Annotated in this window: 24 protein-coding genes and 2 pseudogenes; 19 read left to right on the top strand and 7 right to left on the bottom strand. The window is 63.7% G+C overall.

The features are described 5' to 3' along the window. Positions 1-127 precede the first annotated feature (127 nt). Complete coding sequence (locus G5S42_RS10610; RefSeq protein WP_013092374.1) at positions 128-445, top strand: helix-turn-helix domain-containing protein; 318 nt, start codon at positions 128-130, stop codon at positions 443-445. On the opposite strand, the gene G5S42_RS10605 is transcribed toward G5S42_RS10610, so the two are convergent. Beyond that, entirely contained in the window at positions 429-1133 is a 705-nt protein-coding gene (locus G5S42_RS10605) for a helix-turn-helix transcriptional regulator (protein WP_176106707.1), read from the bottom strand. The two genes, G5S42_RS10610 and G5S42_RS10605, sit on opposite strands and share 17 nt — an antisense overlap. Positions 1134-1710: 577 nt before the next feature. On the opposite strand from G5S42_RS10605, the gene G5S42_RS10600 reads away from it, so the two are divergent. From G5S42_RS10600 to araD, 7 genes are all read left to right on the top strand, one after another. Further along, positions 1711-2700, top strand: a complete 990-nt coding sequence (locus G5S42_RS10600) for a dihydrodipicolinate synthase family protein (protein ID WP_176106706.1) — start codon at positions 1711-1713, stop codon at positions 2698-2700. Beyond that, positions 2697-3659: an SMP-30/gluconolactonase/LRE family protein gene (locus G5S42_RS10595; RefSeq protein ID WP_176106705.1), complete on the top strand. Its 963-nt coding sequence runs from the start codon at positions 2697-2699 to the stop codon at positions 3657-3659. Before G5S42_RS10600 ends, G5S42_RS10595 begins: the two co-directional genes overlap by 4 nt. A gap of 233 nt (positions 3660-3892) precedes the next feature. Then, complete coding sequence (locus tag G5S42_RS10590) at positions 3893-5062, top strand: ABC transporter substrate-binding protein (protein WP_176106704.1); 1170 nt, start codon at positions 3893-3895, stop codon at positions 5060-5062. A gap of 171 nt (positions 5063-5233) precedes the next feature. Then, the gene (locus tag G5S42_RS10585; protein WP_176106703.1) at positions 5234-6313 is read left to right on the top strand and encodes an ABC transporter ATP-binding protein; all 1080 of its coding nucleotides are present in this window, start codon (positions 5234-5236) and stop codon (positions 6311-6313) included. Further along, positions 6310-7197, top strand: coding sequence for an ABC transporter permease (locus G5S42_RS10580; protein ID WP_176106702.1), 888 nt, complete (start codon positions 6310-6312; stop codon positions 7195-7197). Before G5S42_RS10585 ends, G5S42_RS10580 begins: the two co-directional genes overlap by 4 nt. Continuing rightward, complete coding sequence (locus G5S42_RS10575) at positions 7197-8144, top strand: ABC transporter permease (RefSeq protein WP_176106701.1); 948 nt, start codon at positions 7197-7199, stop codon at positions 8142-8144. Before G5S42_RS10580 ends, G5S42_RS10575 begins: the two co-directional genes overlap by 1 nt. A 31-nt stretch (positions 8145-8175) precedes the next feature. Continuing rightward, positions 8176-9912, top strand: coding sequence for an L-arabinonate dehydratase (gene araD, locus G5S42_RS10570; RefSeq protein ID WP_176106700.1), 1737 nt, complete (start codon positions 8176-8178; stop codon positions 9910-9912). Between the two features lie 3 nt (positions 9913-9915). Here araD and G5S42_RS10565 read toward each other — a convergent pair whose 3' ends face one another. Both G5S42_RS10565 and G5S42_RS10560 read right to left on the bottom strand, forming a co-directional pair. Then, positions 9916-10521 (bottom strand): short chain dehydrogenase, encoded by a 606-nt coding sequence (locus G5S42_RS10565; RefSeq protein WP_176106699.1) that lies wholly within the window; start codon positions 10519-10521, stop codon positions 9916-9918. A 148-nt stretch (positions 10522-10669) separates the two neighbouring features. Further along, complete coding sequence (locus tag G5S42_RS10560) at positions 10670-11122, bottom strand: DUF3005 domain-containing protein (protein WP_176106698.1); 453 nt, start codon at positions 11120-11122, stop codon at positions 10670-10672. A gap of 328 nt (positions 11123-11450) precedes the next feature. Between G5S42_RS10560 and G5S42_RS10555 the strand changes: the two genes are divergently transcribed. Beyond that, positions 11451-11684 carry a hypothetical protein gene (locus G5S42_RS10555; RefSeq protein WP_013092363.1) on the top strand — a complete coding sequence of 78 codons (234 nt, stop codon included), beginning with the start codon at positions 11451-11453 and terminating at the stop codon, positions 11682-11684. 146 nt (positions 11685-11830) lie between these two features. Then, positions 11831-12757 (top strand): serine O-acetyltransferase EpsC, encoded by a 927-nt coding sequence (gene epsC, locus G5S42_RS10550; RefSeq protein ID WP_176106697.1) that lies wholly within the window; start codon positions 11831-11833, stop codon positions 12755-12757. 35 nt (positions 12758-12792) lie between these two features. Here epsC and G5S42_RS10545 read toward each other — a convergent pair whose 3' ends face one another. The 3 genes and pseudogenes from G5S42_RS10545 to G5S42_RS45730 form a co-directional block, all read right to left on the bottom strand. Beyond that, positions 12793-13305: a metal-dependent hydrolase gene (locus tag G5S42_RS10545; protein WP_176106696.1), complete on the bottom strand. Its 513-nt coding sequence runs from the start codon at positions 13303-13305 to the stop codon at positions 12793-12795. A 149-nt stretch (positions 13306-13454) separates the two neighbouring features. Further along, a complete protein-coding gene (locus G5S42_RS10540) occupies positions 13455-13964 on the bottom strand; it encodes a hypothetical protein (protein WP_176106695.1) in 510 nt (169 codons plus the stop codon). Between the two features lie 92 nt (positions 13965-14056). Beyond that, positions 14057-14259: pseudogene (locus G5S42_RS45730) on the bottom strand (porin); the annotation flags it as partial. 602 nt (positions 14260-14861) lie between these two features. Between G5S42_RS45730 and G5S42_RS10535 the strand changes: the two are divergent. From G5S42_RS10535 to G5S42_RS10530, 3 genes and pseudogenes are all read left to right on the top strand, one after another. Beyond that, positions 14862-15398, top strand: a complete 537-nt coding sequence (locus tag G5S42_RS10535) for a hypothetical protein (protein ID WP_176106694.1) — start codon at positions 14862-14864, stop codon at positions 15396-15398. A gap of 160 nt (positions 15399-15558) precedes the next feature. Beyond that, positions 15559-15660, top strand: a pseudogene (locus tag G5S42_RS46175) (hypothetical protein); the annotation flags it as partial. A gap of 28 nt (positions 15661-15688) precedes the next feature. Further along, positions 15689-16120 (top strand): YjaZ family protein, encoded by a 432-nt coding sequence (locus G5S42_RS10530; protein ID WP_176106693.1) that lies wholly within the window; start codon positions 15689-15691, stop codon positions 16118-16120. A 252-nt stretch (positions 16121-16372) separates the two neighbouring features. On the opposite strand, the gene G5S42_RS10525 is transcribed toward G5S42_RS10530, so the two are convergent. Continuing rightward, the gene (locus G5S42_RS10525) at positions 16373-16804 is read right to left on the bottom strand and encodes a hypothetical protein (protein WP_176106692.1); all 432 of its coding nucleotides are present in this window, start codon (positions 16802-16804) and stop codon (positions 16373-16375) included. A 74-nt stretch (positions 16805-16878) separates the two neighbouring features. Here G5S42_RS10525 and G5S42_RS10520 point away from each other — a divergent pair, with 74 nt between their 5' ends. The 6 genes from G5S42_RS10520 to G5S42_RS10495 all read left to right on the top strand — a co-directional run bounded on the left by G5S42_RS10520 (position 16879) and on the right by G5S42_RS10495 (position 21931). Next, positions 16879-17049, top strand: a complete 171-nt coding sequence (locus G5S42_RS10520) for a hypothetical protein (RefSeq protein WP_176106691.1) — start codon at positions 16879-16881, stop codon at positions 17047-17049. Then, entirely contained in the window at positions 17046-17747 is a 702-nt protein-coding gene (locus G5S42_RS10515) for a CDP-alcohol phosphatidyltransferase family protein (RefSeq protein ID WP_176106690.1), read from the top strand. Before G5S42_RS10520 ends, G5S42_RS10515 begins: the two co-directional genes overlap by 4 nt. Continuing rightward, entirely contained in the window at positions 17744-18559 is an 816-nt protein-coding gene (locus G5S42_RS10510; protein ID WP_176106689.1) for a HalD/BesD family halogenase, read from the top strand. The genes G5S42_RS10515 and G5S42_RS10510 overlap by 4 nt, the downstream gene beginning before the upstream one ends. After that, the gene (locus G5S42_RS10505) at positions 18556-19608 is read left to right on the top strand and encodes a lysylphosphatidylglycerol synthase domain-containing protein (RefSeq protein ID WP_176106688.1); all 1053 of its coding nucleotides are present in this window, start codon (positions 18556-18558) and stop codon (positions 19606-19608) included. The genes G5S42_RS10510 and G5S42_RS10505 overlap by 4 nt, the downstream gene beginning before the upstream one ends. Before the next feature lie 28 nt (positions 19609-19636). After that, positions 19637-20401, top strand: coding sequence for a phosphocholine cytidylyltransferase family protein (locus G5S42_RS10500; protein ID WP_176106687.1), 765 nt, complete (start codon positions 19637-19639; stop codon positions 20399-20401). A 126-nt stretch (positions 20402-20527) separates the two neighbouring features. Next, the gene (locus G5S42_RS10495) at positions 20528-21931 is read left to right on the top strand and encodes an MFS transporter (protein WP_176110465.1); all 1404 of its coding nucleotides are present in this window, start codon (positions 20528-20530) and stop codon (positions 21929-21931) included. Positions 21932-21948: the final 17 nt, after the last annotated feature.

Raw genomic sequence — 21948 nt, 5'->3', positions numbered from 1 at the left:
CCAGATACGCAGGAAAACTTATGCATTCTGAATCTTTGCGCCACCTACCTACCTGGATAGGTGTGGATGCTTATCGGGTATCGCAAAATTCACACACGTATCCGCCCCCAACCTACAAGGGTCCAAAATGGAACTCCTCGACAATCACTGGCAACCGCAAACCCACCTCCAGGCGCGTCCCTCGGAGGTCTCTTCGGCAGTGGATCGTGTTCTGATCATTGCCTACCGGAAGAAGAAAAAAGAGAGCCAGCGTCGTTTCTGGGCTCGCTTCGGCGTCACGCAGTCGCGCGGGAGCCGCTTCGAGTCGGGTGCGGAGATCCCGGCGCCGGTGTCGATCCTGCTTGGCCTTTACTTCATGAAAACCGTGTCGGACGCCGATCTTGGTCGCGCCGAGCGCGTGATGTACAGCCGCGACGCGGCCGCGCTGCTCAACCCGGGTCAATAAGCCCAAGCTGGGCCGCGATCACGGCGGCCGCGCGCCGTGAATTCACGCCGAATTTCGCCCTGATGTTTTTCATGTGGAAGTTCACCACGGCTTCCGAGCAACTCAGGATGTGGGATATCTCCCACGTGGATTTGCCGCGCGCGGTCCATTTCAGACATTCGCGCTCGCGCGGAGTCAGCTTCGGCATCAAGCTCTGCGCATGCGAATCCAGATGCTGTTTGCTGGTGTCGATCACCAGGTCGCGCAACAGCACGAGATTCGGCAACGCGGCGTTCACATGGCGCCTGAACCCGTCCGACGGCTTGTCGTCATTGACGAAGCACATCATGCCGGCTTCCTGATTCGGCCCATGAATCGGCAGCGTCACACCCGCACCCAAGCCGTACGAGCGGGCTTCCTCGTACAGGGCTTGCTGTGGCGGGGTGGCGAAAATCTCTGGCGTCCAGATGAGCGGCGCGGAGCGTGACAGGCAGTGCGCGACCGTCGGGTCGATATGCACCATGCCCTGTTCGTCATAGGTCTGCCGCCATGCCGGCGCGTAAGTGCTGCGCAGGTAAGCGTCCTCGAGACGCATGGTGGGCCGCGGCAGCATCGCGACCAGTATCCTGTCGAAGCCCCACGTTTCGGCGAGGCCCGTAATCACGCCGAACCATTCCGCCTCATCGGCGGCGTCCAGTAGCGGTGCCATCTGCTCGATAAAGTGTAGCGACAATTTTTTGGCTCTCTCAGGCTCGCAAACATCCCATTCGCGGTTATTGGCAGACAAACTTCGGTCCGCTCTTTTGGTCCGCATAATCTATCACTAAAAACTCGAAAGCAATGCGCTGCTGCTGCGCGGGGTAAACGATAGCAGCCATGTGATAGCAAGGGCGGTGTTGCCTATTATTATGCTGATTGAAATAGATTTTTAACCCGCCCGGGTCTCGGGCGAGAAATGCGGCTAATCGGCATCCGGCTACCGCATTTTAATGTGTTTCATTGACAGCATTATTTCTTTCGTGATTCGGAATTAATCGCATTTACTCGATTAGTTGGGAACGCGGGTTATTTGCGCGTCGCGTCGGTCTTGCCAAACAAGCGCCTGCGCGGTTTGCATGTGGGCTGTGGCTCCATTGTTATACAAAAGGAAATTTCGTGAGCGGTTCGTGGGCAATTCGCCGCCGGCGGCATTTTGGGGGCGATCGCCATCCGCAGGTTGTTTGACAACATTGTAATGCCGATGCTACCGTGAAACCTCCGCCCAGCACGTGTGCGCGTCAACCATCATGAACGATTCTCCGCTGCGCGACGGCGCGTTCGCCGCGTCGGTCATGGCCGTGCCGCCGCTCGCGCGCCGCGCCGACTACACGCTCGACCCTGCTCGCAATCTCGCGCTGATCCGCCATATCGAAGCGGGTGGCGTACGCACGCTACTGTATGGCGGCAACGCGAACCTCTATCACGTCGCGGTCAGTGAATACCGCGAGCTACTGGACCTGCTCGCCGAAGCCGCGAGTCCGGGGACACGCGTGATTCCGGCGCTCGGTCCCGACTACGGCAAGATGCTCGATCAGGCGCGCATCCTCGCGCAGACGCGTTACCGCACCGCGATGGTGCTGCCGCTCGGCGGCGTTACTACGTCCGAGGGCGTCGAGACGGGCCTCACGCGGATCGCCGACACGGCCGGCATGCCGCTCACCTTGTATATCAAGAGCGAAAACTACGTGGCTGTCGATGCGCTCGCGCGGCTCGTCGAGCGTGGCACGTTGAGCGCGGTCAAATACGCGATCCCGCGCGACGATCCCGCCGACGATCCCTATCTGCGCCGGCTGCTGCAATGCGTGCCGGCCGCGAAGATTGTATCGGGCATGGGCGAGCGGCCAGCGCTCGTGCATCTGCGCGAGTTCGGGCTGGCAGCGTGGACGACCGGCAGCGGCTGCATCGCGCCGAACATGGTGATGGCGTTGCTGCGCGCGGTGCAAAGCGGCCGGAGCGCCGATGGCACCGATAGCGCGGACAACGACACCGCCCAGCGTTTGTACGATGCGTTCATGCCGCTCGAAACGCTGCGTAACGACATCTCGCCGATCCGCGTGCTGCACGACGCGATCACGTTCACGGGCCTCGCCGACATGGGGCCGTTGCTGCCGCTGCTCAGTTCGACACCGCGCGAGCATCATGCGAAGATCGCGCAGACCGCGTGCACGCTGCTCGCTCTCGAGCGCGAGTTCGCACCCACCCAATCGAACCGCTCCGACACGCAGGCAAGCACATGACCGAACACAGCCGACGCTATCCCGATCCTTCCATCCGTGTGTTCGATCCGCGCTTCAAGTCGTTGATCATCGCATCGGCGTCGGTCGAATGTCTGTATCAGGGCACGCGCTGGTCGGAGGGGCCGGTGTGGTTCGGCGACGGCCGCTATCTGCTGTGGAGCGATATTCCGAACGACCGCATCCTGCGCTGGGACGAAACGACGGGCGCGGTCAGCACGTTCCGTCAATCGTCGAACAACGCGAACGGCCATACGCGCGATCGCGAAGGGCGTCTCGTCAGTTGCGAGCACCTGACGCGGCGTGTGACGCGCACCGAGTACGACGGCTCGATCACCGTGCTCGCCGACCGCTATCAGGGCAAGCGCTTCAATTCGCCGAACGACGTGGTCGTCAAATCGGACGGCTCGATCTGGTTTACCGACCCGACCTTCGGCATCGAAGGTTTCTACGAGGGCGAGCAGCAGCAGTCCGAACTGAAGCCGTGCGTGTATCGGATCGACGGGCAGTCGGGCGAGGTCTCGATGGTCATCGACGACGTGCTCGCCCCGAACGGTCTCGCGTTTTCGCCGGACGAGTCGCTGCTGTACGTGGTCCAATCGCGCGGCGAGCCGCGCAAGATCCGCGTATTCGATGTCGAGGCCACTGGCAAAGGCACGACGGTGTCGAACAACCGCGTGCTGATCGACGCGGGTCCGGGCACGCCCGACGGCTTTCGGGTGGACGTGCACGGCAACCTGTGGTGCGGCTGGGGCATGGGCACCGACGAACTCGACGGCGTGCGCGTCTTCACCGCGCAAGGCGAGCCGCTCGGCCATATCGCACTACCGGAGCGTTGCGCGAACGTTTGCTTCGGCGGACGGCATCGCAGCCGTCTGTTCATGGCGGCGAGCCACGGCTTGTATTCGCTGTTCGTCAATACGCAGGGCGTGCGCGGGGGTGAGCAGTTGTCCGCTAACTAGACAACAGCTGTTGCAGCCACTGCGGACGCTCGGGTTTGCCCTTAATTCGCGTTACCAGGCATTGAACGGCAAGGATTTCACGTCAATCGAGCCACTTTTGACCAGGCCTCGCGCTCTCGACTATTTGCTTGACATCGGCTGTTACGCTTCGCTATGTTCCCTTGGTAGAAAGATACCGCCCGCATGCAACACATCGACCAGCGGGCTTCCATACCAAGAAGCGAGGAGACGCAATGACTGTTTCGCACAGGCTGTCGTTCAAGCTGGTATCCGTCTGTATCGCCGCGAGTGCGGCGTTCGCTCTTGCCGCGCACGCGGCCGATCCGGTCACGATCAACATCGTCGACGTGGCCGGCGATCTTCAACTCACGCAGAAGGGCTTCGAGGCGTTCAAGGCGAAGAATCCGAATCTCGTTGCGAACATCACGTTCACGAACGCTCCGTCACCGCAATTGCCCGGCAAGATCAAGGCGATGCAGGCAGCGGGACGCTCCGACATCGACCTCGTTTTGACCGGCACCGACGCGCTCGCGGCCGGCATCGAACAGAACCTGTGGATCAAGCTGCTGCCCGATAACGCGGCGCAGTTCCCCGGTGTGCTCGACAAGTACGCGCCGGGTCCGCGCAAGATGCAGGATCTGGCGCAGGGCTACGGTCTCGAGGTCGCGTATATGCCGGCTGGTCCGCTGCTCGAATACAACCCGGCCAAGGTCAGCGATCCGCCGAAGACACCCGAGCAACTGCTGCAATGGTGCAAGGCCCACCCCGACAAGCTGATCTACGCGCGGCCGGCCAATTCCGGTCCTGGCCGCACGTTCCTGATGGGCTTGCCCTATGTGCTCGGCGACAAGGACCCGCAGGACCCGGTGCACGGCTGGGACAAGACGTGGGCGTACCTGAAGCAGTTGAACGACTGCATTCCGTACTATCCGGGCGGCACCTCGGCGGTGATGAAGGAACTGGGCGAAGGCACGCGCGACATGACCGTGACCGTGACCGGCTGGGACATCAATCCGCGCGCGCTCGGCATCGTGCCGGCCGAATTCCGCGTACAGCCATTCGACAACATGACGTGGGTCAACGACGCGCACTACATGGTGGTTCCGAAGGGCGTGCCGAAGGAAAAGCTAGACGTGCTGTACAAGATGATGAACTTCATGCTGGAGCCCGCGCAGCAAGCATTGACCTACGACGACGGCTACTTCTACCCGGGCCCGGCGATCAAGGGCGTCACGATCGAACAGGCGCCCGCGCATAGCCAGGAGGTGCTGCAAAAGTATGGCCGACCGGAATACGCGAAGATGTTGAGCGATCGTCCGCATGCGTTACCGCTGAATGCGGCGGCAATGGTCGCGGCCTTCAGGAAGTGGGATACAGACATCGGCGCGCAGAAGACCCGATAGGCCTTCACCGTTGCGACGGAAAACGAGGCGAAACGCAGCGCGGCGTCAGGTAGCGCCGCGCTGCGTGTTTGCGGCGACCACGCGCGCCTCGGCTTAACTGCCTGATGCGCCGCGCGCACCGCACGCGCGGCACTTGCGACAGCCGTCGTCTCACGCGGATCAGGAAACCGTATGAAGCATCACTTTGAGCAGTTACGGCTCGACTCGGTGAGCCGCAGTTTCACGAACGCGCAAGGTCACGCGATCGCCGCGCTGCAGGGTCTCGATCTGACGATCCGGCGCGGCGAGTTCATCGCGCTGCTGGGACCGTCGGGTTGTGGCAAATCGACGGCGCTGAACTGCATCGCCGGATTGCAGCCGCTCACCGGCGGCGGCATCTGGCTCGACGAGCGCCGCATCGACGTGCTGCCGCCGGAAAAGCGCGGCTTCGGCATGGTGTTCCAGAACTACGCGCTGTTCCCGCACATGAGCGTGCTCGACAACGTCGGCTTCGGGCTGAAGATGCGCGGCGTCGGCAAGAGCGAGCTCGCGCGCCGTGCACGCGAGGCCTTGAAACTGGTGCAACTGACAGGGCATGAGCAGAAGCTGCCCGGCCAATTGTCCGGTGGCCAGCAGCAGCGTGTCGCAATCGCGCGTGCGATCGTGATCGAACCGCCGCTGATCCTGATGGACGAGCCGCTATCGAATCTCGATACGAAGCTGCGCATCGAAATGCGCGCGGAGATTCGCCGCATCCATACGCAGCTCGAACGCGCGACGCTGTACGTGACGCATGATCAGGACGAAGCGCTCTCGATGGCCGATCGCATCGTCGTGATGAGGGAGGGCGTCGTGCAGCAGGTCGCGACGCCGAAAGAGGTCTATACGCGGCCGCGCAATCTGCATGTCGCGCGCTTCATGGGCTATCGCAACGTCGCCGAGTTCACGCTGGAGGGCATGCAAGGAGAGGGCGTCGTGGTCAGTGCGAACGGTGTGCGGCTGATCGGCACGGCGATGGCCGGCTTCGACAGCAAGCGCGTGAGCGTCGCGCTGCGCCCCGAAGACATGGAGCGCGCCGAGCCCGGCGCCGACAACGCGTTCGAGGCGCTGATCGACGCGGTCGAATACGGCGGCCACGATTCGCTGCTGCGGGTGAAGACCGCGTACGGCGACGTGTGGGCGCGCGTGACCGGTGAATGCGCGGAGGGCGAGCGCATCATGCTGCGCGTGCGGCCGTCGTGCGTGCTGGTCTACGATGCCGAGGCCGCATGAACACGCCGACGCTCGTCCCCCCGCTTACTCCCCGCGCGCCGCGCGATGCCAAGGCCTGGCTCGTCGCGCCCGCGCTGCTCTTTATCGTCGCGCTGTTCATCTATCCGTTCGCGTACGGTCTCGCGCTGTCGTTCCGGCCGATGAACGGCGGCGGCCTATGGGCCAACTATCTGACGTTCTTCACCGACACCTCGATGTGGCCGACGATTCTCGTCACGCTGAAGCTGTCGGTGCCGGCCACGCTGATCAACGTTGGCGTGTCGGTGCCGGTCGCATTCGCACTGCGCCGCTACTCGCGTTATCAGAAGATCGTCACGACGCTGCTGGTGATTCCGGTGACGCTCGGCACCGTGCTGATCGCCGACGGCATGCTCACGTACTTCGGTCCGCACGGCTGGCTGCCGCAGGCATTGCAGGCGCTGCATCTGTACACGCAAGAGGTGCGGCTCACGCACAACTTCACGGGCGTGCTGCTGTCGCTGATCGTGTCGGGCTTTCCGTTCGCGTTTCTGTTGACGCTTTCGTACGTGACCGGCATCGACCCGACGCTCGCGAGCGCGGCGGCGACGCTCGGCGCGAGTCCGTGGCAGCAGTTTCGCCGCATTTATTTTCCGCTGCTCGTGCCGGGACTCACGATGGCCGCGTGTCTGTCGTTCGTGCAGGCGTTCTCGGTGTTTCCGTCGGCGGTGCTGCTCGGCGCGCCCGCGGGTCCGACGCGCGTGATGTCGATTGCCGCGGCCGAAGCCGCATTCGAGAGCTACGACTATTCGCTCGCGTCGGCGATCGCGATGGTGATGGGCTTCGTGCAACTGCTGGTGGTCGCAGCGCTGCTCGGCGCGCGCCGCTGGTTCTATCGTGGTCCCGTTACGGGAGGCAAAGGCTGATGACGACCGATCGTCGCGCGACGCAGCCCGACTGGCCCGCGTCCACCTCCGCTTCCGCATCCGCGGCGCCGCAGCCGGGCGATGGCGCGCGCGAGCCCGCGCAACACGCGCGTCAGCGCGCGAACTTGCCGGGCCGCATCTGGCAGGTGCTGGTGTGGGCCGTGATGGCGTTTTTCCTGATCAACGTCGTGCTGCTGATTGCGACCGTCGCGGTGAATTCGATCGCGACGCGCTGGTTCGGCACCGCGTTGCCGCAAGGCTTCACGCTGCACTGGTATGCACAGGCGTGGAGCGACTTCCAGCTCGCGAACGTGCTGTGGGTGACCGTGCAGGTGGTCGGCGCGGTCGTGCTGCTGTCGGTGCTGCTCGGCGTGCCTGCCGCGTATGCGCTCGCGCGCGTGCAATTCCGCGGCAAGCGCCTTGCGATGCTGATCTTTCTGCTGCCGCTGATGGTGCCGCCCGTCACCTACGGCATTCCGATGGCGACCGTGATGTACAAGGTCGGCCTTGCCGGCACGCTATGGGGCGTGATTCTTGCGAACCTCGTACCGGCGCTGCCATTCGTGATTCTGGTGATGACACCGTTCATCGAGCAGATCGATCCGAATCTCGAAGCAGCCGCGCGCATTTTCGGCGCGAACACGTTCCGCTACTTCCGTTACGTGCTGCTGCCGCTGCTCGTGCCGGGTATGCTGGCCGCAGGGTTGCTCGTGCTGGTGCGTACGATCGGCATGTTCGAGCTGACGTTCTTTACGGCCGGTCCTGCCACGCAAACGCTGGTGGTCGCGTTGTACTACGCTGTGTTTTCGACCGGCGTGCGCGCGCCGCAATCGATCGATGCGATGGCGATGATCTATATGGCGATCACGTTGATCTGGGTGCTGATCGCACTACAATTCGTGAGCCCGACGCAGATCGTGTCTCGCGTGAAAGAACAGCGGCGCTGACGCGTGGTCGGCGTCAATCGTGGAGTAGACGTTGGCGAAGAGAAAAACCCCCGAGGAATTGCGCAGTCATCGCTGGTATGGCGCGAACGATCTGCGTTCGTTCGGCCACCGCTCGCGCACCGCGCAGATGGGCTACAACCGGGAGGAATACGCGGGCAAGCCGGTCATCGCGATTCTCAACACGTGGAGCGAGATCAATCCTTGCCACACGCATTTCAAGCAGCGCGTCGATGAAGTGAAGCGCGGCATCTGGCAGGCCGGCGGTTTCCCGATCGAGTTGCCTGTCCAGACCCTCTCCGAGCCGTTCCAGAAGCCCACCACGATGCTGTACCGCAATTTCCTCGCGATGGAAGCCGAGGAGATGCTGCGCTCGTATCCCGCCGACGGCGTCGTGCTGATGGGCGGCTGCGACAAGACCACGCCCGCGTTGCTGATGGGCGCGATCTCGATGGACCTGCCGGCAATCTTTTTGCCCGCCGGCCCGATGCTGCGCGGCAACTGGAACGGCGTGACGCTCGGTTCGGGTTCCGATTCATGGCGCTATTGGGCCGAACTGCGCGCGGGTACGCTGACGCCGGAAGACTGGCAGGGTGTCGAGGGTGGCATCGCGCGCTCGCCGGGTCACTGCATGACGATGGGCACCGCGTCGACGATGACGAGCGCGGCCGAAGCGCTGGGCTTCACGCTGCCCGGCTTCGCGTCGACTCCCGCGCCCGATTCGCGCCATGCGCAGATGGCCGCGAAAACCGGCATGCGGATCGTCGAGATGGTGTGGGAGGATCTGAAGCCGTCGGACCTGATTACGCCGGCATCGGTCGATAACGCGGTGACGACTTGTGTCGCGCTGTCCGGCTCGACCAATTCGGTCGTGCATATGATCGCGCTTGCACGGCGCGCGGGCGTCAAGTTGACGCTCGATCGCTTCGACGAGATCGCGCGCCGCACGCCCGTGCTCGCGAACATCCGGCCGACCGGCGCCTATCTGATGGAGGACTTTTTCTACGCTGGCGGTTTGCGCGCGCTGCTCGCGGAACTGGGCGAGCTGATCGACGGTTCGCAGAAAACCGTGAACGGCCGCACGCTCGGCGAGAACCTCGCGGGCGCGCAGATTTTCAACGACGACGTGATCCGCCGCCGCACGAATCCGCTACTCCGTGACAGCAGCCTCGCAGTGCTGCGCGGCAATCTCGCGCCCAATGGCGCCGTTATCAAGCCCGGCGCGGCCGAGCCGCATCTGCTCGTGCATACGGGCCGCGCGGTCGTGTTCAGCGACTACAACGACATGGCCGCGCGCATCGACGACGACGCGCTCGACATCGACGAAAGCTGCGTGCTGGTGCTGCAGCACGCGGGGCCGGTCGGCGCGGGCATGCCCGAGTGGGGTCAGTTGCCGATCCCGCGCAAGCTGTTGCAAAAAGGCGTGCGCGACATGGTGCGCATCTCCGACGCGCGGATGAGCGGCACGAGCTATGGCGCGTGCGTGCTGCACGTGGCGCCCGAGGCGTTCGTCGGCGGGCCGCTGGCTTTGGTGCGAAGCGGCGATCTGATCGAGCTCGATGTGCCGCGCCGCAGGCTGAACCTGCTGATATCGGACGAAGAGTTCGCGCGCCGCAAGGCTGCGTGGGTCAAACCGGCGGCGCGCTTCGAGCGCGGCTATGGCGCCCTACATCAAGCGCACGCGATGCAGGCGGACCAAGGCTGCGATTTCGACTTCCTGCAGCGCGGCGGCGCGAGTCCGGAAAGCTCGGGCGAGCCGGAAATTCACTGACGCTCAATACCCGACGCGATACACGCGCCCCGTCTGCGCGCCTTCCACGCTGCGCAGATAAGCAAGCGCAGCGCGTTGTGCGCTGACGGGTTCGAAGCCGCGAAAGAACGGCGCATAAGCCTCCATCGACTCGGTCAGCACGGTCGGACTCACGACGTTGATGCGCAGCCCGCGCGGCAGTTCGATCGCCGCGCCACGCACGAAGCCTTCCAGCGCGAGATTGACGGTCGTCGCGCTCGCGCCCTGCGCGATCGGCTCGTCGCCCAGAATGCCGCTCGTCAGCGTGAACGAACCGCCGTCGGTCACGTACGGCAGCGCCGCGAACACGACGTTGATCTGGCCCATCAGCTTGTCGCGCAGCCCGACCCAGAACTGCTCGATGCTCATCTGCGCCAGCGGACCGAAATGCACGTTGCCGGTCGCGGTGACGACGCCGTCCACCTTGCCGATGTCGCGAAACAGCCGCTCGACGCTCGCGGGGTCCGTGCTGTCGACGTGATATTGCCCGCGCGTCGCGCCCACCTCGATCACTTCGTGACGCGCCTTCAACCCCTCGCTGACGGCGTGGCCCAGCGTGCCCGTGGCACCGATGACGACGATCCTTTTCATCCGCAACTCCGTTAAACGAACCAACCTTAAACAAAGCAAAGCACGCACCAGAATAAAACGGTGCGTGCGACGTGAATGCCTGATTTAATCGGATTAAATGCGGTAATTCAAACGCGCGCGTATAAAGGGATGATACGCGCGCGTCCGCCTATTTCACGCGGTGTAATTCGATAACGCGCGCGGGCCGCAAATGATTGAGCGCGTAGTGGATGCGGCCGCGATCCTGGCGCTGTCCGACTGGACGCGGGTCGACGTACTGGTTGTCGGCCGAGTAGACGGCGAGCGGCTCGGCCATGCCCTTGTCGATCACCGCGTAACCGGGCTCGAGCGCGAGCAGCAGATGATTGCCGCCAAGCCGGCTGTCGAAGCCGGCCATGCCGTCGCGCGCCTCGGGCACGCTGTTCTCGAGCGTCGCATTGCTGGTTGTGATTTCGTCGGGCGAGATCGCGCCGTGGCCCGCCAGACGGGCCGCTTCATGGTTCTTGCCGTCGGTGTCGACGGTGCTGTCGTGCGTGCGATCGTTGTGCAGGTCCGTGGTTGGTGGGTCCTTCGGGTCGGGTTTCGTGCCGGCATTTTCGGGTTTGCTGATCGCGCTGTCCATCGTGCATCTCCTGAAGAGGACATTCGAAGAAAGAGCAAAAGCCGTTCCGACTGACACGGCGCCGCTTTGCGCGGGAGTCGCGATGCGTTGTCCGCCATGATTCGATGCGAGTGGCGTTGCCCACGCGATTGAATGGCGATGAGGTCCGCGATTCATTTCGTTTTTTTTAATGGACGCGTATTTTCTACAGAGTATGATTCTACTCCTGCGACCGACGCGCGGATAAATTGGCGGCATGCTCCGGCTGTTCACCATGGTCGGAAAAAATTAACAAACAAATGGCCGCGCGACCGAGAAAATGTTACGGGGCTTCAGGGGCGGGTGACTCATGCACTTCGATGCTGCATTCACACATCGCGGCTATCTATTGAATTGCGAACCGGCGCGCTCGGGCGACGGCTCCTGGCAACCGTATGTGGTGATCTCGCGCTCGAGCGACGGCGAACTGGTCGCCAACCGTTTCTTCCCCACGGAGCTGCGCTTCTCAGACGAAGCCGCCGCGATCGCGCACGCGCGCGATTGGGCAGTGCGCTGGATCGACGCGAGCAGTCTGACAATCTGACGTCAGGGAACGATGCATGCGTGCAGGCACGCGCCGACGCAACGAGCCGAGCCGATCTGCGCGCCGCCGGGCGGGCAGCGTTAAAACGCGGTAATCTCTGCTGGATAACCACTTTGAACCGTGCACGCTGCACGGCGCCGTCCCTTATGCCCAACGAGCCTTCCCCGAACTGGGGCCTTGAACAGATCGTCGCCGATCTGCGCGCCTCGCGCGAGCAATTGCATCGCACGCGGCATCCGCTCGGCATTCGCGAGTTGCCATCGCGCGAAGCGGTGGTCAATATCGTGACCGGCTTGCGCGCCGCGATGTTTCCGACGCACTACGGCGCGCCCGATCTAACCGACGAGACGGTCGACTACTACGTCGGCCACACGCTCGAAAGCACGTTGCGGCTGCTCGCCGAACAGATTCGCCGCGCGCTGCGCTTCCTGCCAGAGTTCGGCGCGACGCCCGACGCCGAGTTGCGCGAGCGCGCATTCGCGGTGGCGCGCGAGTTCGCGACGCAGCTGGCGGGCATCCGCGCGCTGCTCGTCAGCGACATCCAGGCTGCGTATACCGGCGACCCCGCCGCGCAGCACATCACCGAAATCCTGCTGTGCTATCCGGGCGTGTGGGCGATGACGCATCACCGGCTCGCGCATGCGCTGCATCGGCTCGGCGTGCCGCTGCTCGCGCGCTTCATCAACGAGATCGCGCACTCGGCGACCGGCATTGACATTCACCCGGGCGCGACGATCGGGCCGAGCTTCTTCATCGATCACGGCACCGGCGTGGTGATCGGCGAGACCGCGATCATCGGTGAGCGCGTGCGCGTCTACCAGGCGGTCACGCTCGGCGCGAAGAGTTTCGCGGCCGACGAAGACGGCATGCTGATCAAGGGCAACGCCCGGCATCCGATCGTCGAGGACGACGTCGTGATCTACGCGGGCGCGACGATTCTCGGACGCGTGACGATCGGGCGCGGATCGGTGATCGGCGGCAACGTGTGGCTCACGCATAGCGTGCCGCCGGGCAGCAGCGTATCGCAAGGCAAGATCCGCGAAGGAGAGCGCACCGACAATGGGCGGCAGTGATGGTCGCCTGGCCGCGGCCGGCTGCATCGCTGCGCCTAGCTGATCGGCCAATGGCGTAACCACGGCAACGCATGCATGCCATGCCGCCACACATGCTCGCCGATGAACCACGCGGCCACCCACGACGCCGCGACGACGATCAGATCGCAGTGCCCGCTATTCCATAGATTCAACGAATGTCGCCCGGCGATCCACGGCACGCCGAGCGGATTCGGCCAGTCGGCGAGCAGATGCATCAGGCCGCCGCACGCGAAGCCGAACGCGGGCGCCGCGTAGATCGAATGTCCGAGCATGTGATACGACGCCGCGAGCAGCGCGAGCCAGCCGATGCCCCAATGCGTCAACGTGCGATGCGCGATCCACAGCCGCCGCGCGCGTGACCACCATGCAACTTCGAGCCAGTCCGGCGCGGTGCTGCCAGCCACGCCGGCGATGAAGCTCAGCAGCACGCCAGCGTGAAACGGACCGCCGCCGCTGCGCGCGACGATCGCCGCCGCGATGATGCCGGCTGCGAAACCGGTCGCATGATGCGCTTTGCTGGATGCCATCGACATTCGCGACACAAGTGCCGCGCGAAAAACAAAGGGCGGCTATGTTCGCAGATGAGCGCGTAAAAAAATAGCCGATGGGCGAGATATAAATTCGCGCATCGGCCTTCCGTGAGTGATGCGCACGGCGTTCAAGTGCGCCGCGCCGCTCAGGTCGCGCAGCGTGCGATAGCGAAGCGCATTTCCTCTTCGGGTGGATCGTCGGGCGCGTTGGCCGGATGCATGACCTTGATGACCGTGCTGCCGTTGAGCGGGGTCAGCGTGACGAAGTATGAGTTGTGCGAATCGGCGCCGACCGCGAGTTCGGTCGCGGCGCCGGTGTGCGAGGTACGCACGCGCGGCAGACGTCCTTCGAGGCAGGCGGCGATGGACGCAGGCGTGCGTGACGACGACACGTACACGAGCGGCGCGGACGCATCGCGCGCGGGGCCGCCCGACGAACCGCAAGCGGCGAGGGTGGCAGTGAGGGCGGCAGCGGGGGCAAGCAGGAGAAGTCTTTTCATGATCCGATCGTCGGCGTTCCCAGTCATGCATGGGAAGGTGAGGCGCGGGCGAAGCGCGATGCGCTGGCGGACAGCGCGATGCTTCGCGACGAAGCTGCCGTGCAGGCGGCGCGGTTTCGCGGCGTCGCACGGCGGCCGGGGCAGTATACCGAGCAAGCGCCGGCGTCGTCACTAGCGCGGCCAGGGAATCGCCTTGCAGCGACACGGTGTGCCACTTCGGCTTGCCCGAGCCGTTGGAGCCGCTCACCTTCCTCGCTGCCACGCGGACCAAAGCAGGTGTTCGACAATGAGCCGCTGCCCTGCTGCCCTGCTGCCAGCTGCTGTGACCGCCCTGGTTGTTCGAGTAGACGAGACCCGCGTCGAGCGAGCCGTGCAAAGTGACGCTGCCTTGCGCGTGTACGGTGATTGCGAAGGCGCTCATCAGGCCTGCCGTGGTGGGGCTTCTTTGCATGTTCGGGATTCACTCCGTGGTACGTGGAGAATTGGCATGTTGAGCGCCATTCCCAGCGAAGTGTAATTACCGCTATGCAGATATTTAATTATTCGTCTTACAACAGTTCATTTTCGAAGTCGAGATTATGTGAATTAATCGTGTAAGTGCAGGCCGCCAAAAGGAATTATTTTAAAAAGGAATGGGCGGCTGCGCCGTCAAGTCCAGCGACGTTGCCGGACCGTTACGACACAAGGCCTCCCGGCCAGCATCGGAGGCCCTCATTTGCGCCGATTCCCACCTTTTTGCGCAACGCAGTCTTACGAAGAAAGCGTTAAATCAAGGTGGGATGCCACTTATAATTTCGATAGACCCCTTCGACCAAAGGGTGTCTTTTTCATTTTTACACGCGGCTTTCGGGCCGCGTTTTTTTATCTGACATTTAAAGCGGTTTTTATACATTCTCGCGTAAGGGTAAATAGAATTTTTCGCCCCTCGAGCGGCTTCGCCGTTCCGAGCGCGCCTTGTCCGTTCGTCAGAGCGAGCAGGGCGAAGCGGGCCGGGCAGGTAGAATCGCGGGTTCGAAATCTGTTTGTGCGCCCCGCGAAGTGAGTGAACCTGTGATGAACGACACGCCCTTTCCCTCGACCGACACGAATGCCGGGTTCCTGGCCGACGACTCGTCCGGACCGGACGAAAGCGTGCATGAAGAGCGTCTGTGGCGCGATAACGGCTGGACCGCGCGCATCATCAAGAACGAAGACGACGAAGGCTGGGCCGTCGAAATGATCAAGGACGGCGAGGCGGAGCCCGCGCTCGTCGGACCTTGGACGATGGGTCGCAACAAGAAGGATCCGAAGCCGCTCGACGTGTCGGCGTTCAACACGCTGGTGAAAACCGCCGCGGAAGTGCTGCGTCGCCACGAGCAGCAACTGCGCGCGCAACTGCACAAGGCGGTGCGCGTGCCGAGCGCGGACGGCAACGACGAATTCGACATCACGCTCGACATCGTTCCGGACGAAGACGAGCCGTACGCGCTGTTGAGCGCGCTCGATATTTTCGGCGAGCAGATCGCGCAGGTGCAGGTCGCGCCGACCTTCAAGCTCAGCAAGGCGAGCGCCGCGGCGTGGGTGGCGAACGAGTTTCGCCGGCCGGGGTAAATGGCGGTTGCAGGCGCGGTTGCGTCGTGACCGGATCGTCTTAGGCCATCCGGCCGAGGAGCCAGCGAACGGGAATCTCGCGATAATTTGCGGTCTCTTTTGGCGGCCTCGCGAGCTGGACTTGAAATGGATTTCGATTTTGCGACGAGGTTTTATCGACGTGGCGGATGTTCGCTATGACCTCGCTCATCTGCTTGCCAGCGCGTTTACTTTCGCGATTCCCGCCGCGCCGCGATTTCCGGCAGTGTCGGCAACGGTCCACGTCGAATACACGTCGCATTGCGTGTCGTTTGGAGCGGGCGACCGGGCCACTCGATTTCGAAGTGCTCGGCAACGCGCGCAGAATACTCGATCACCGCAATGTGGCGCGCGCGTTTTGCCCCGACCGACACCGCTGGTCGCTCAATCTGCCGGCGATCATCGCGCAGTTGGCAGAGCGGCGGTGCTATTTCACTGGCCGTTCGAACTGGCTCGTGATCGAAGATATCGATGATCGTGGCGAAGCGGTCGAATACGAGGTGTTTTTCCGTTTGCGCCGGGCGGCGGCAGCGCAACTGCGGCTCGTGATCGAGAGCGCGTATGTGCGCAACCCTGGCAGCCCGCAAGCGGCAGGCAAGCCGGGTATTCCTCGCAACCGCCGGAGCATCGTGCGGTTTCGCGTGATGGCGGCCAAGATTTTGAGAGGCGAATCGATCCGCGATCCGAGCCTGGGTCGGCAGTAGAAAAGAATTGGATGTGTGAGAGCGGCCGGGCCAGAAACGGGTGAGGCCCCGCGCGGGGGCCTCATAACTTCGCGGGAGCGCTTGATCGGTGCGACCGACGTAACCAGCACGGCTGGACCCTGTTGACCAGGAGGCAGATAGACACCCTTGCGGAGCCCCGAAAAATCTATCTGGCAGGATTATACCGTGCCAATCCTGCTCCGAGCTATCTCAATACCGATGGCCGCAGCCAGCGCGTGCCGCCACCAACCCCTAGTTGCGCTTGCAAAAAATCGCGGTGATCAGCGGTGCGACGTGGTGCACGATCGCCGTACTGCCGGCGTTCTCGAGCGCGCTTTTAACCTTGTCGTCGCCGCCGAACACGACGGCGCCATACGCGGACTGCGCGACCGGTTCGCCGTCGCCGACCCGGAACATCGGGTCGTCTTTTTCGAAGCCCACCACTGCGAATACGCGGAAACCGAACGCGGTTAGATGCGCACCGGGCATCGGCGAGAACGCGTTGATCGAGTTGCTTTCGACGTGACTTGGCTTCGGGTTGATCAGTTGCTGCTGCATCAGATCAGCAATGAACTGGTGGCCGCTCTCATTGCATACGAGTGGCGCGTCGAGCTCCACGGCAAAAGAGGACAGCGGCAGCGCGGCGGCTGCGGCAAACAGCAGAGGGACAAGAAGACGGTTCATGAGTGTAGGCGGGCGTCCACAGTCGATGCCGTGGATTAGCAACCACTGCGCCATCCCCCGGAGGGGCGCGAGCGGTGCTGCACATCGAACAGATTCCGCGTGACTGGCACAACTGGATTCGCACTTTACAGCGATTCGGCGAATTCCGCTTTGTGGCGGACATACAAACGGTATTTGCAATTGCCGGGAAATATACCGACAAAACAGCAAGCTTTCAGAATCCCGTATATATTTCCGCCTTATGACTTCGCAACCCCGACCTCCAATAAACGTCCCGCCGCCACGTACGTGGGATGCCCGGCTCGCTCGCCGGCTCGTGACACCGCTAATCGATACCTGGGTCACCCCGAATCATTTGACCACGCTGCGCCTGCTGATCGGCGTCGCAGGCGCGCTGTGCCTTGCGCACGGGGGATTCGGGTGGGCCAATGCGGGAGCACTTCTGATAGTCCTGTCTAATTTCGTCGATCACACCGACGGCGAACTCGCGCGCGTCGGCGGCAAGTCGAGCCGTATCGGTCATTTTTACGATCTCGCCTGCGATGCTCTCGTGACCGTGATGCTGTTCGTCGGCATGGGTATCGGTGTCGGCGGTGCGCAGATGGATGCTTTGAAGCTCGCGCCCGGCATGCTCGGCGCGGTTGCGGGTGTCGCGGTTGCCCTGATCTTCTTCTTGCGCATGCGGATCGAGGAAATGGTCGGCAAGGCCGGCACGAAGCAGGCGTCGGTGGGGGGCTTCGAAACCGAGGACGTGCTTTACCTGCTGCCCATCGTCACGCTGACGAATGTCGTCGCGCCGTTCGTGGTGGTCGCGTCGATCGGCGCGCCGCTGTTCGCCGCATGGGTGGTGATCGACTACTGGCGCGTCGCGCGCCGTAGCGCTCGCCTGACGGCCAAGGCCCCCGCCACTTCAGAAACCAGTCAACAGTGGGCCAGCAAATGAATCTGCACGCCGAAGACGACGTGATCGCGCCCGTGTCGACAGGCACGCCCGTGGCGGCGCTCACGCCCGCGCCCGATGCCGACCGCGCGGTCGCGAGCCGTACCCGCACGTTCGACAACGCGCGTCTGCGCAAAGACTTCGCCGTGCAGGACGCGTTTCTGTATCTCGAAGATTTCCTCGCGCCGGAAGTCACCGCGCAACTGGTTCACAGCGCGCGCTCGCTGCTCGACGAAGTGAACCGCAACTATCTGCCTGGCCACAAGCAGGGCGGCAGTGTCAGCCGCCATACGATCGACCGTCTCGCGCCGTTCATCGCCGAGCTGTATCGTTCGAAGGAGTTGATCGGCTGGCTCGAGCAGCTGAGCGGCGACCAGTTGCAGGTGTCGCCCGCCGACGACCCGCACGCCTACGCGCTCTACTACTACACGCGCCCCGGCGACCATATCGGCTGGCACTACGATACTTCGTATTACGACGGGCGCCGCTACACGCTGCTTCTCGGCGTGATCGACGAATCGTCGTGCCGGCTCGACTACGAGCTGCATACGCGCAATCCGAAGATGCCGGACCAGCCGGGTTCGGTGCAGATTCCGCCCGGTGGCCTCGTGTTTTTCGATGGCGACAAGCTGCGTCATCGCATCACGCCGGCCGGCCCGAACGAGATGCGCGTGTCGCTGACGTTCGAATACGTCACCGATCCCAACATGCGGCCGTGGCGCCGCTTCGTTTCGAACATGAAGGACGCGATCGCGTACTTCGGTTTCCGTCAGGTGTTCCGTCAGATGGCCTCGCGCGGCAAGGACGCCGCATGAGTCGCGCGGCGCTGCTTCTGCTGTCGATCGGCTCGGCGCTGTTCGTCGGCCTGCTCGCGTGGCAGGGCTTCGGCTCGGTGGCGTCCACCTTGCTCGCAGCCGGCTGGGGGCTTGCGGTCGTCGCCGCGTTCCACGTGGTGCCGCTCGTGATCGATGCGGCTGCGATCGCGGTGCTGTTCAAGCGCGGCCACCCGTCGCGTGACGGCGCGCATGAAGGTCCAGCAAGCCGCGCGGGAGCCGGACTCTCGCTGCGCGATGCGCTGTCCGCGCGCTGGATCGGCGAATCGGTGAATAGCCTGCTGCCCGCTGGACAGATCGGCGGTCCGGTGGTGATGGTGCGGCAACTGTCGCAGCGCGGCATGCTGCTGCGCGACGCGGCCGCCGCGATCACCGTCAGCACGACGTGGCAGGCGCTCGCACAAATCGTGTTCGCGCTCGGCGGCCTCGCGATGTTCGGCGCGTATGCCGCGCACGGCACGCTGCACGACCTGCGAACCGCAACGCTGATCGCGACCTGCGTGCTCGGGGCGCTGATCGCCGGGTTCTACTTCGCGCAGCGGCGCGGCCTGTTCGGGCGTCTGCTCGGCGTGGTGTCGAAGGTGTTCGGCAAGCGCGACTGGTCGTCTCTGATGACGCGCGCTGAAGCCGTCGATGCCGCCGTGCAGTCGCTGTACCGCGAGCGCGGCCGCGTGGCGGCGAGCTTTGCGCTGAGCCTCGTCGGCTGGGTCGTCGGCACGGCCGAGGTATGGCTCGCGCTGCGTTTTCTCGGCCATCCGGTCGGCTGGGTCGACGCGCTGCTGCTGGAGAGCATCGGCCAGGCGATTCGCGGCGCGGCCTTCATGATTCCGGGCTCGCTCGGCATGCAGGAGGGCGGCTATCTGCTGCTCGCGCCGCTGGTGGGTTTGCCGCCCGACGCGGCGCTGGCGTTGTCGCTCGCCAAGCGTGCGCGTGAAATGCTGCTGGGCCTGCCGGGCCTGCTGGTATTGCACTTCAGCGAACGAAGCTGGCAACGTCGGCGCGCCCCGCGGCGTATGCCGGTTGCCGATTGACCTCCGTACTTTTTTCAAAGGACCGCGCATGCGCGCCATCATTCTCGCAGCGGGCCTCGGCCTGCGTCTCCAGCAGCCGCCGCAAGCCCAGTTTCCGAAATGCCTGTTGCAGTTCGACGGCATGAGCCTGCTCGAACGGCATCTGCAGATGCTCGAAACCGCCGGCGTGACCGACGTCGTGCTCGCGCTCGGTTTCCAGCCGCAATCCGTGCAGGCGGAACTCGCGCGCATCAACTGGCCGCATAAGATCGAGACCGTGCTCAATCCGCGTTTCGATCTGGGCAGCGTGCTGACCGTGCATACCGTTGCCGACTCGTTGACGCGCGGCGGCGACGTGCTGCTGATGGACGCCGACGTGCTGTACGACGAGCGCATCCTGAACGCGCTGGTGGCGGGCGAGTCGGTCAACCGACTGCTGATCGACCGCGATTTCGAAGCGGGCGACGAGCCGGTCAAGCTATGCCTGAAGGACGGCGTGCCGGTCGAGTTGCGCAAGCAGCTCGCGGTCAATCTGGAGTTCGACACGATCGGGGAGTCGGTCGGCTTCTTCCGCTTCCGCGAGGAAACCGCGCGACGCTTTACCCAGATCGTCGCGGGCTATATCGACAGCGGCCGTGCGAACATGCCGCACGAAGAGGCGGTGCGCGACCTGCTGCTCGAGCGCAGCCAGGTATTCGACACGGCCGACGTGACCGGCGCGCCGTGGATCGAGATCGACTTCCCGAACGACGTCGCGCGCGCGGCCAACGAAATCCTGCCGCAGTTGCAGCCGCTCGTCAGCGCATCGCGCTAAAGCGTCCGCCGCGCGTCAGCACGCATGACGGCGCGCGGCAAAACCCCTCGCGCGACAACATTTGTTGCCGCCGCAATGCCATAATCGGCACTTTCCATTGATGGCGGGCCGCCCGTCGCCATGACAATGCTGCTCGCTTTAGGCGCTTTCATCGTTCCGCTGATCGTCGCGTGCGCGATGTTCATGGAAAACGTGGACGGCACGGTCATCGTGACGTCGCTGCCGGTTCTGGCGCGCGACCTCGGTCATGATCCGATCACGCTGAAGCTTGCGGTTACCGCGTATGTGATCGGCCTCGGCGTTTTTATCCCGATCTGCGGCTGGGTCGCCGACCGCTTCGGTTCGCGCACCGTGTTCCGAACCGCGATCGGCATCTTCATGGCGGGCTCGCTGCTGTGCGCGGCCTCCACTTCGCTCGATACCTTCGTACTTGCGCGCTTCGTGCAGGGCATCGGCGGCGCGCTGATGGTGCCGGTGGGGCGCATCATCATCTTCCGTTCGCTGCCGAAGTCGGAGTTCATTCGCGCGATGAACTATCTAACGGTGCCGGCGTTGCTCGGGCCGGTGGTCGGGCCGCCGCTCGGCGGCTTTATCACGACCTATCTGCACTGGCGTCTGATCTTCGTGATCAATGTTCCGATCGGTCTGCTCGGCATCTGGCTCACCAACAAGTACATCGCCAACACGCGCGAGCCGCATCCAGGCCCGCTCGACTGGCTTGGCTTCGTGCTGTCGGCAAGTGGCGCGTCGTTGTTCATGCTCGGGCTCTCGCTCGTCGGCGGCGAACTGGTGTCGACGGGAGAATCGGTCGGCATGTGCGTGACCGGCATCGTGCTGCTGCTGCTTTATGTGCTGTACGCAAGCCGCGTCGCGCTGCCGGTGCTCGATCTGCGTTTGCTGCGCATTCCGAGTTTTCATGCGAGCGTGATCGGCGGTTCGCTGTTTCGTATCGGTCTTGGCGCGGTGCCGTTCCTGTTGCCGCTCGCGTTGCAGGAAGGGCTCGGCATGACCGCGTTCAGAGCCGGCGCGATCACCTGCGCGTCCGCGTTCGGCTCGATCTTCATGAAGACAGTGGCGTCGCGCATTCTCGAACGCTTCGGCTTTCGTACGGTGCTGATGGTCAACGCCGGGTGCGCGGGTCTTGCGATCGCCGTGTACGGGTTGTTCTTTCCCGGCACGCCGCATTGGGTGATCTGGTGCATCGTGCTGGTGGGCGGCTTCTTTCCCTCGCTGCAATTCACGTCGCTCAATACGCTGGCCTACGCGGATATTCCGAGCAGCGACGTCGGCCGCGCAACGAGTGTTGCGAGCGTGATCCAGCAGATGTCGCTGGGCCTCGGCGTGACGATCTCGGGCATCGTGCTGCTGATTTCGCATCGTCTGCAAGGGCATCCGAACATCGTGTTCTCCGATTTCTGGCCGGCGTTTCTGGTCGTCGGTCTGTTCTCGTGCCTGTCGATTCCGATTACCCGCCGGCTGCCGCGAGACGCGGGTGATGAGATCGCGCGCGGCAGCCGCGGGCGCGCGTAAGTCAAGATACGGGCGCA

Source organism: Paraburkholderia youngii (assembly GCF_013366925.1).
Classification (GTDB): domain Bacteria; phylum Pseudomonadota; class Gammaproteobacteria; order Burkholderiales; family Burkholderiaceae; genus Paraburkholderia; species Paraburkholderia youngii.
Note: the sequence above shows the minus strand (reverse complement) of the source record. Positions and strands in the feature narration are given on the sequence as shown.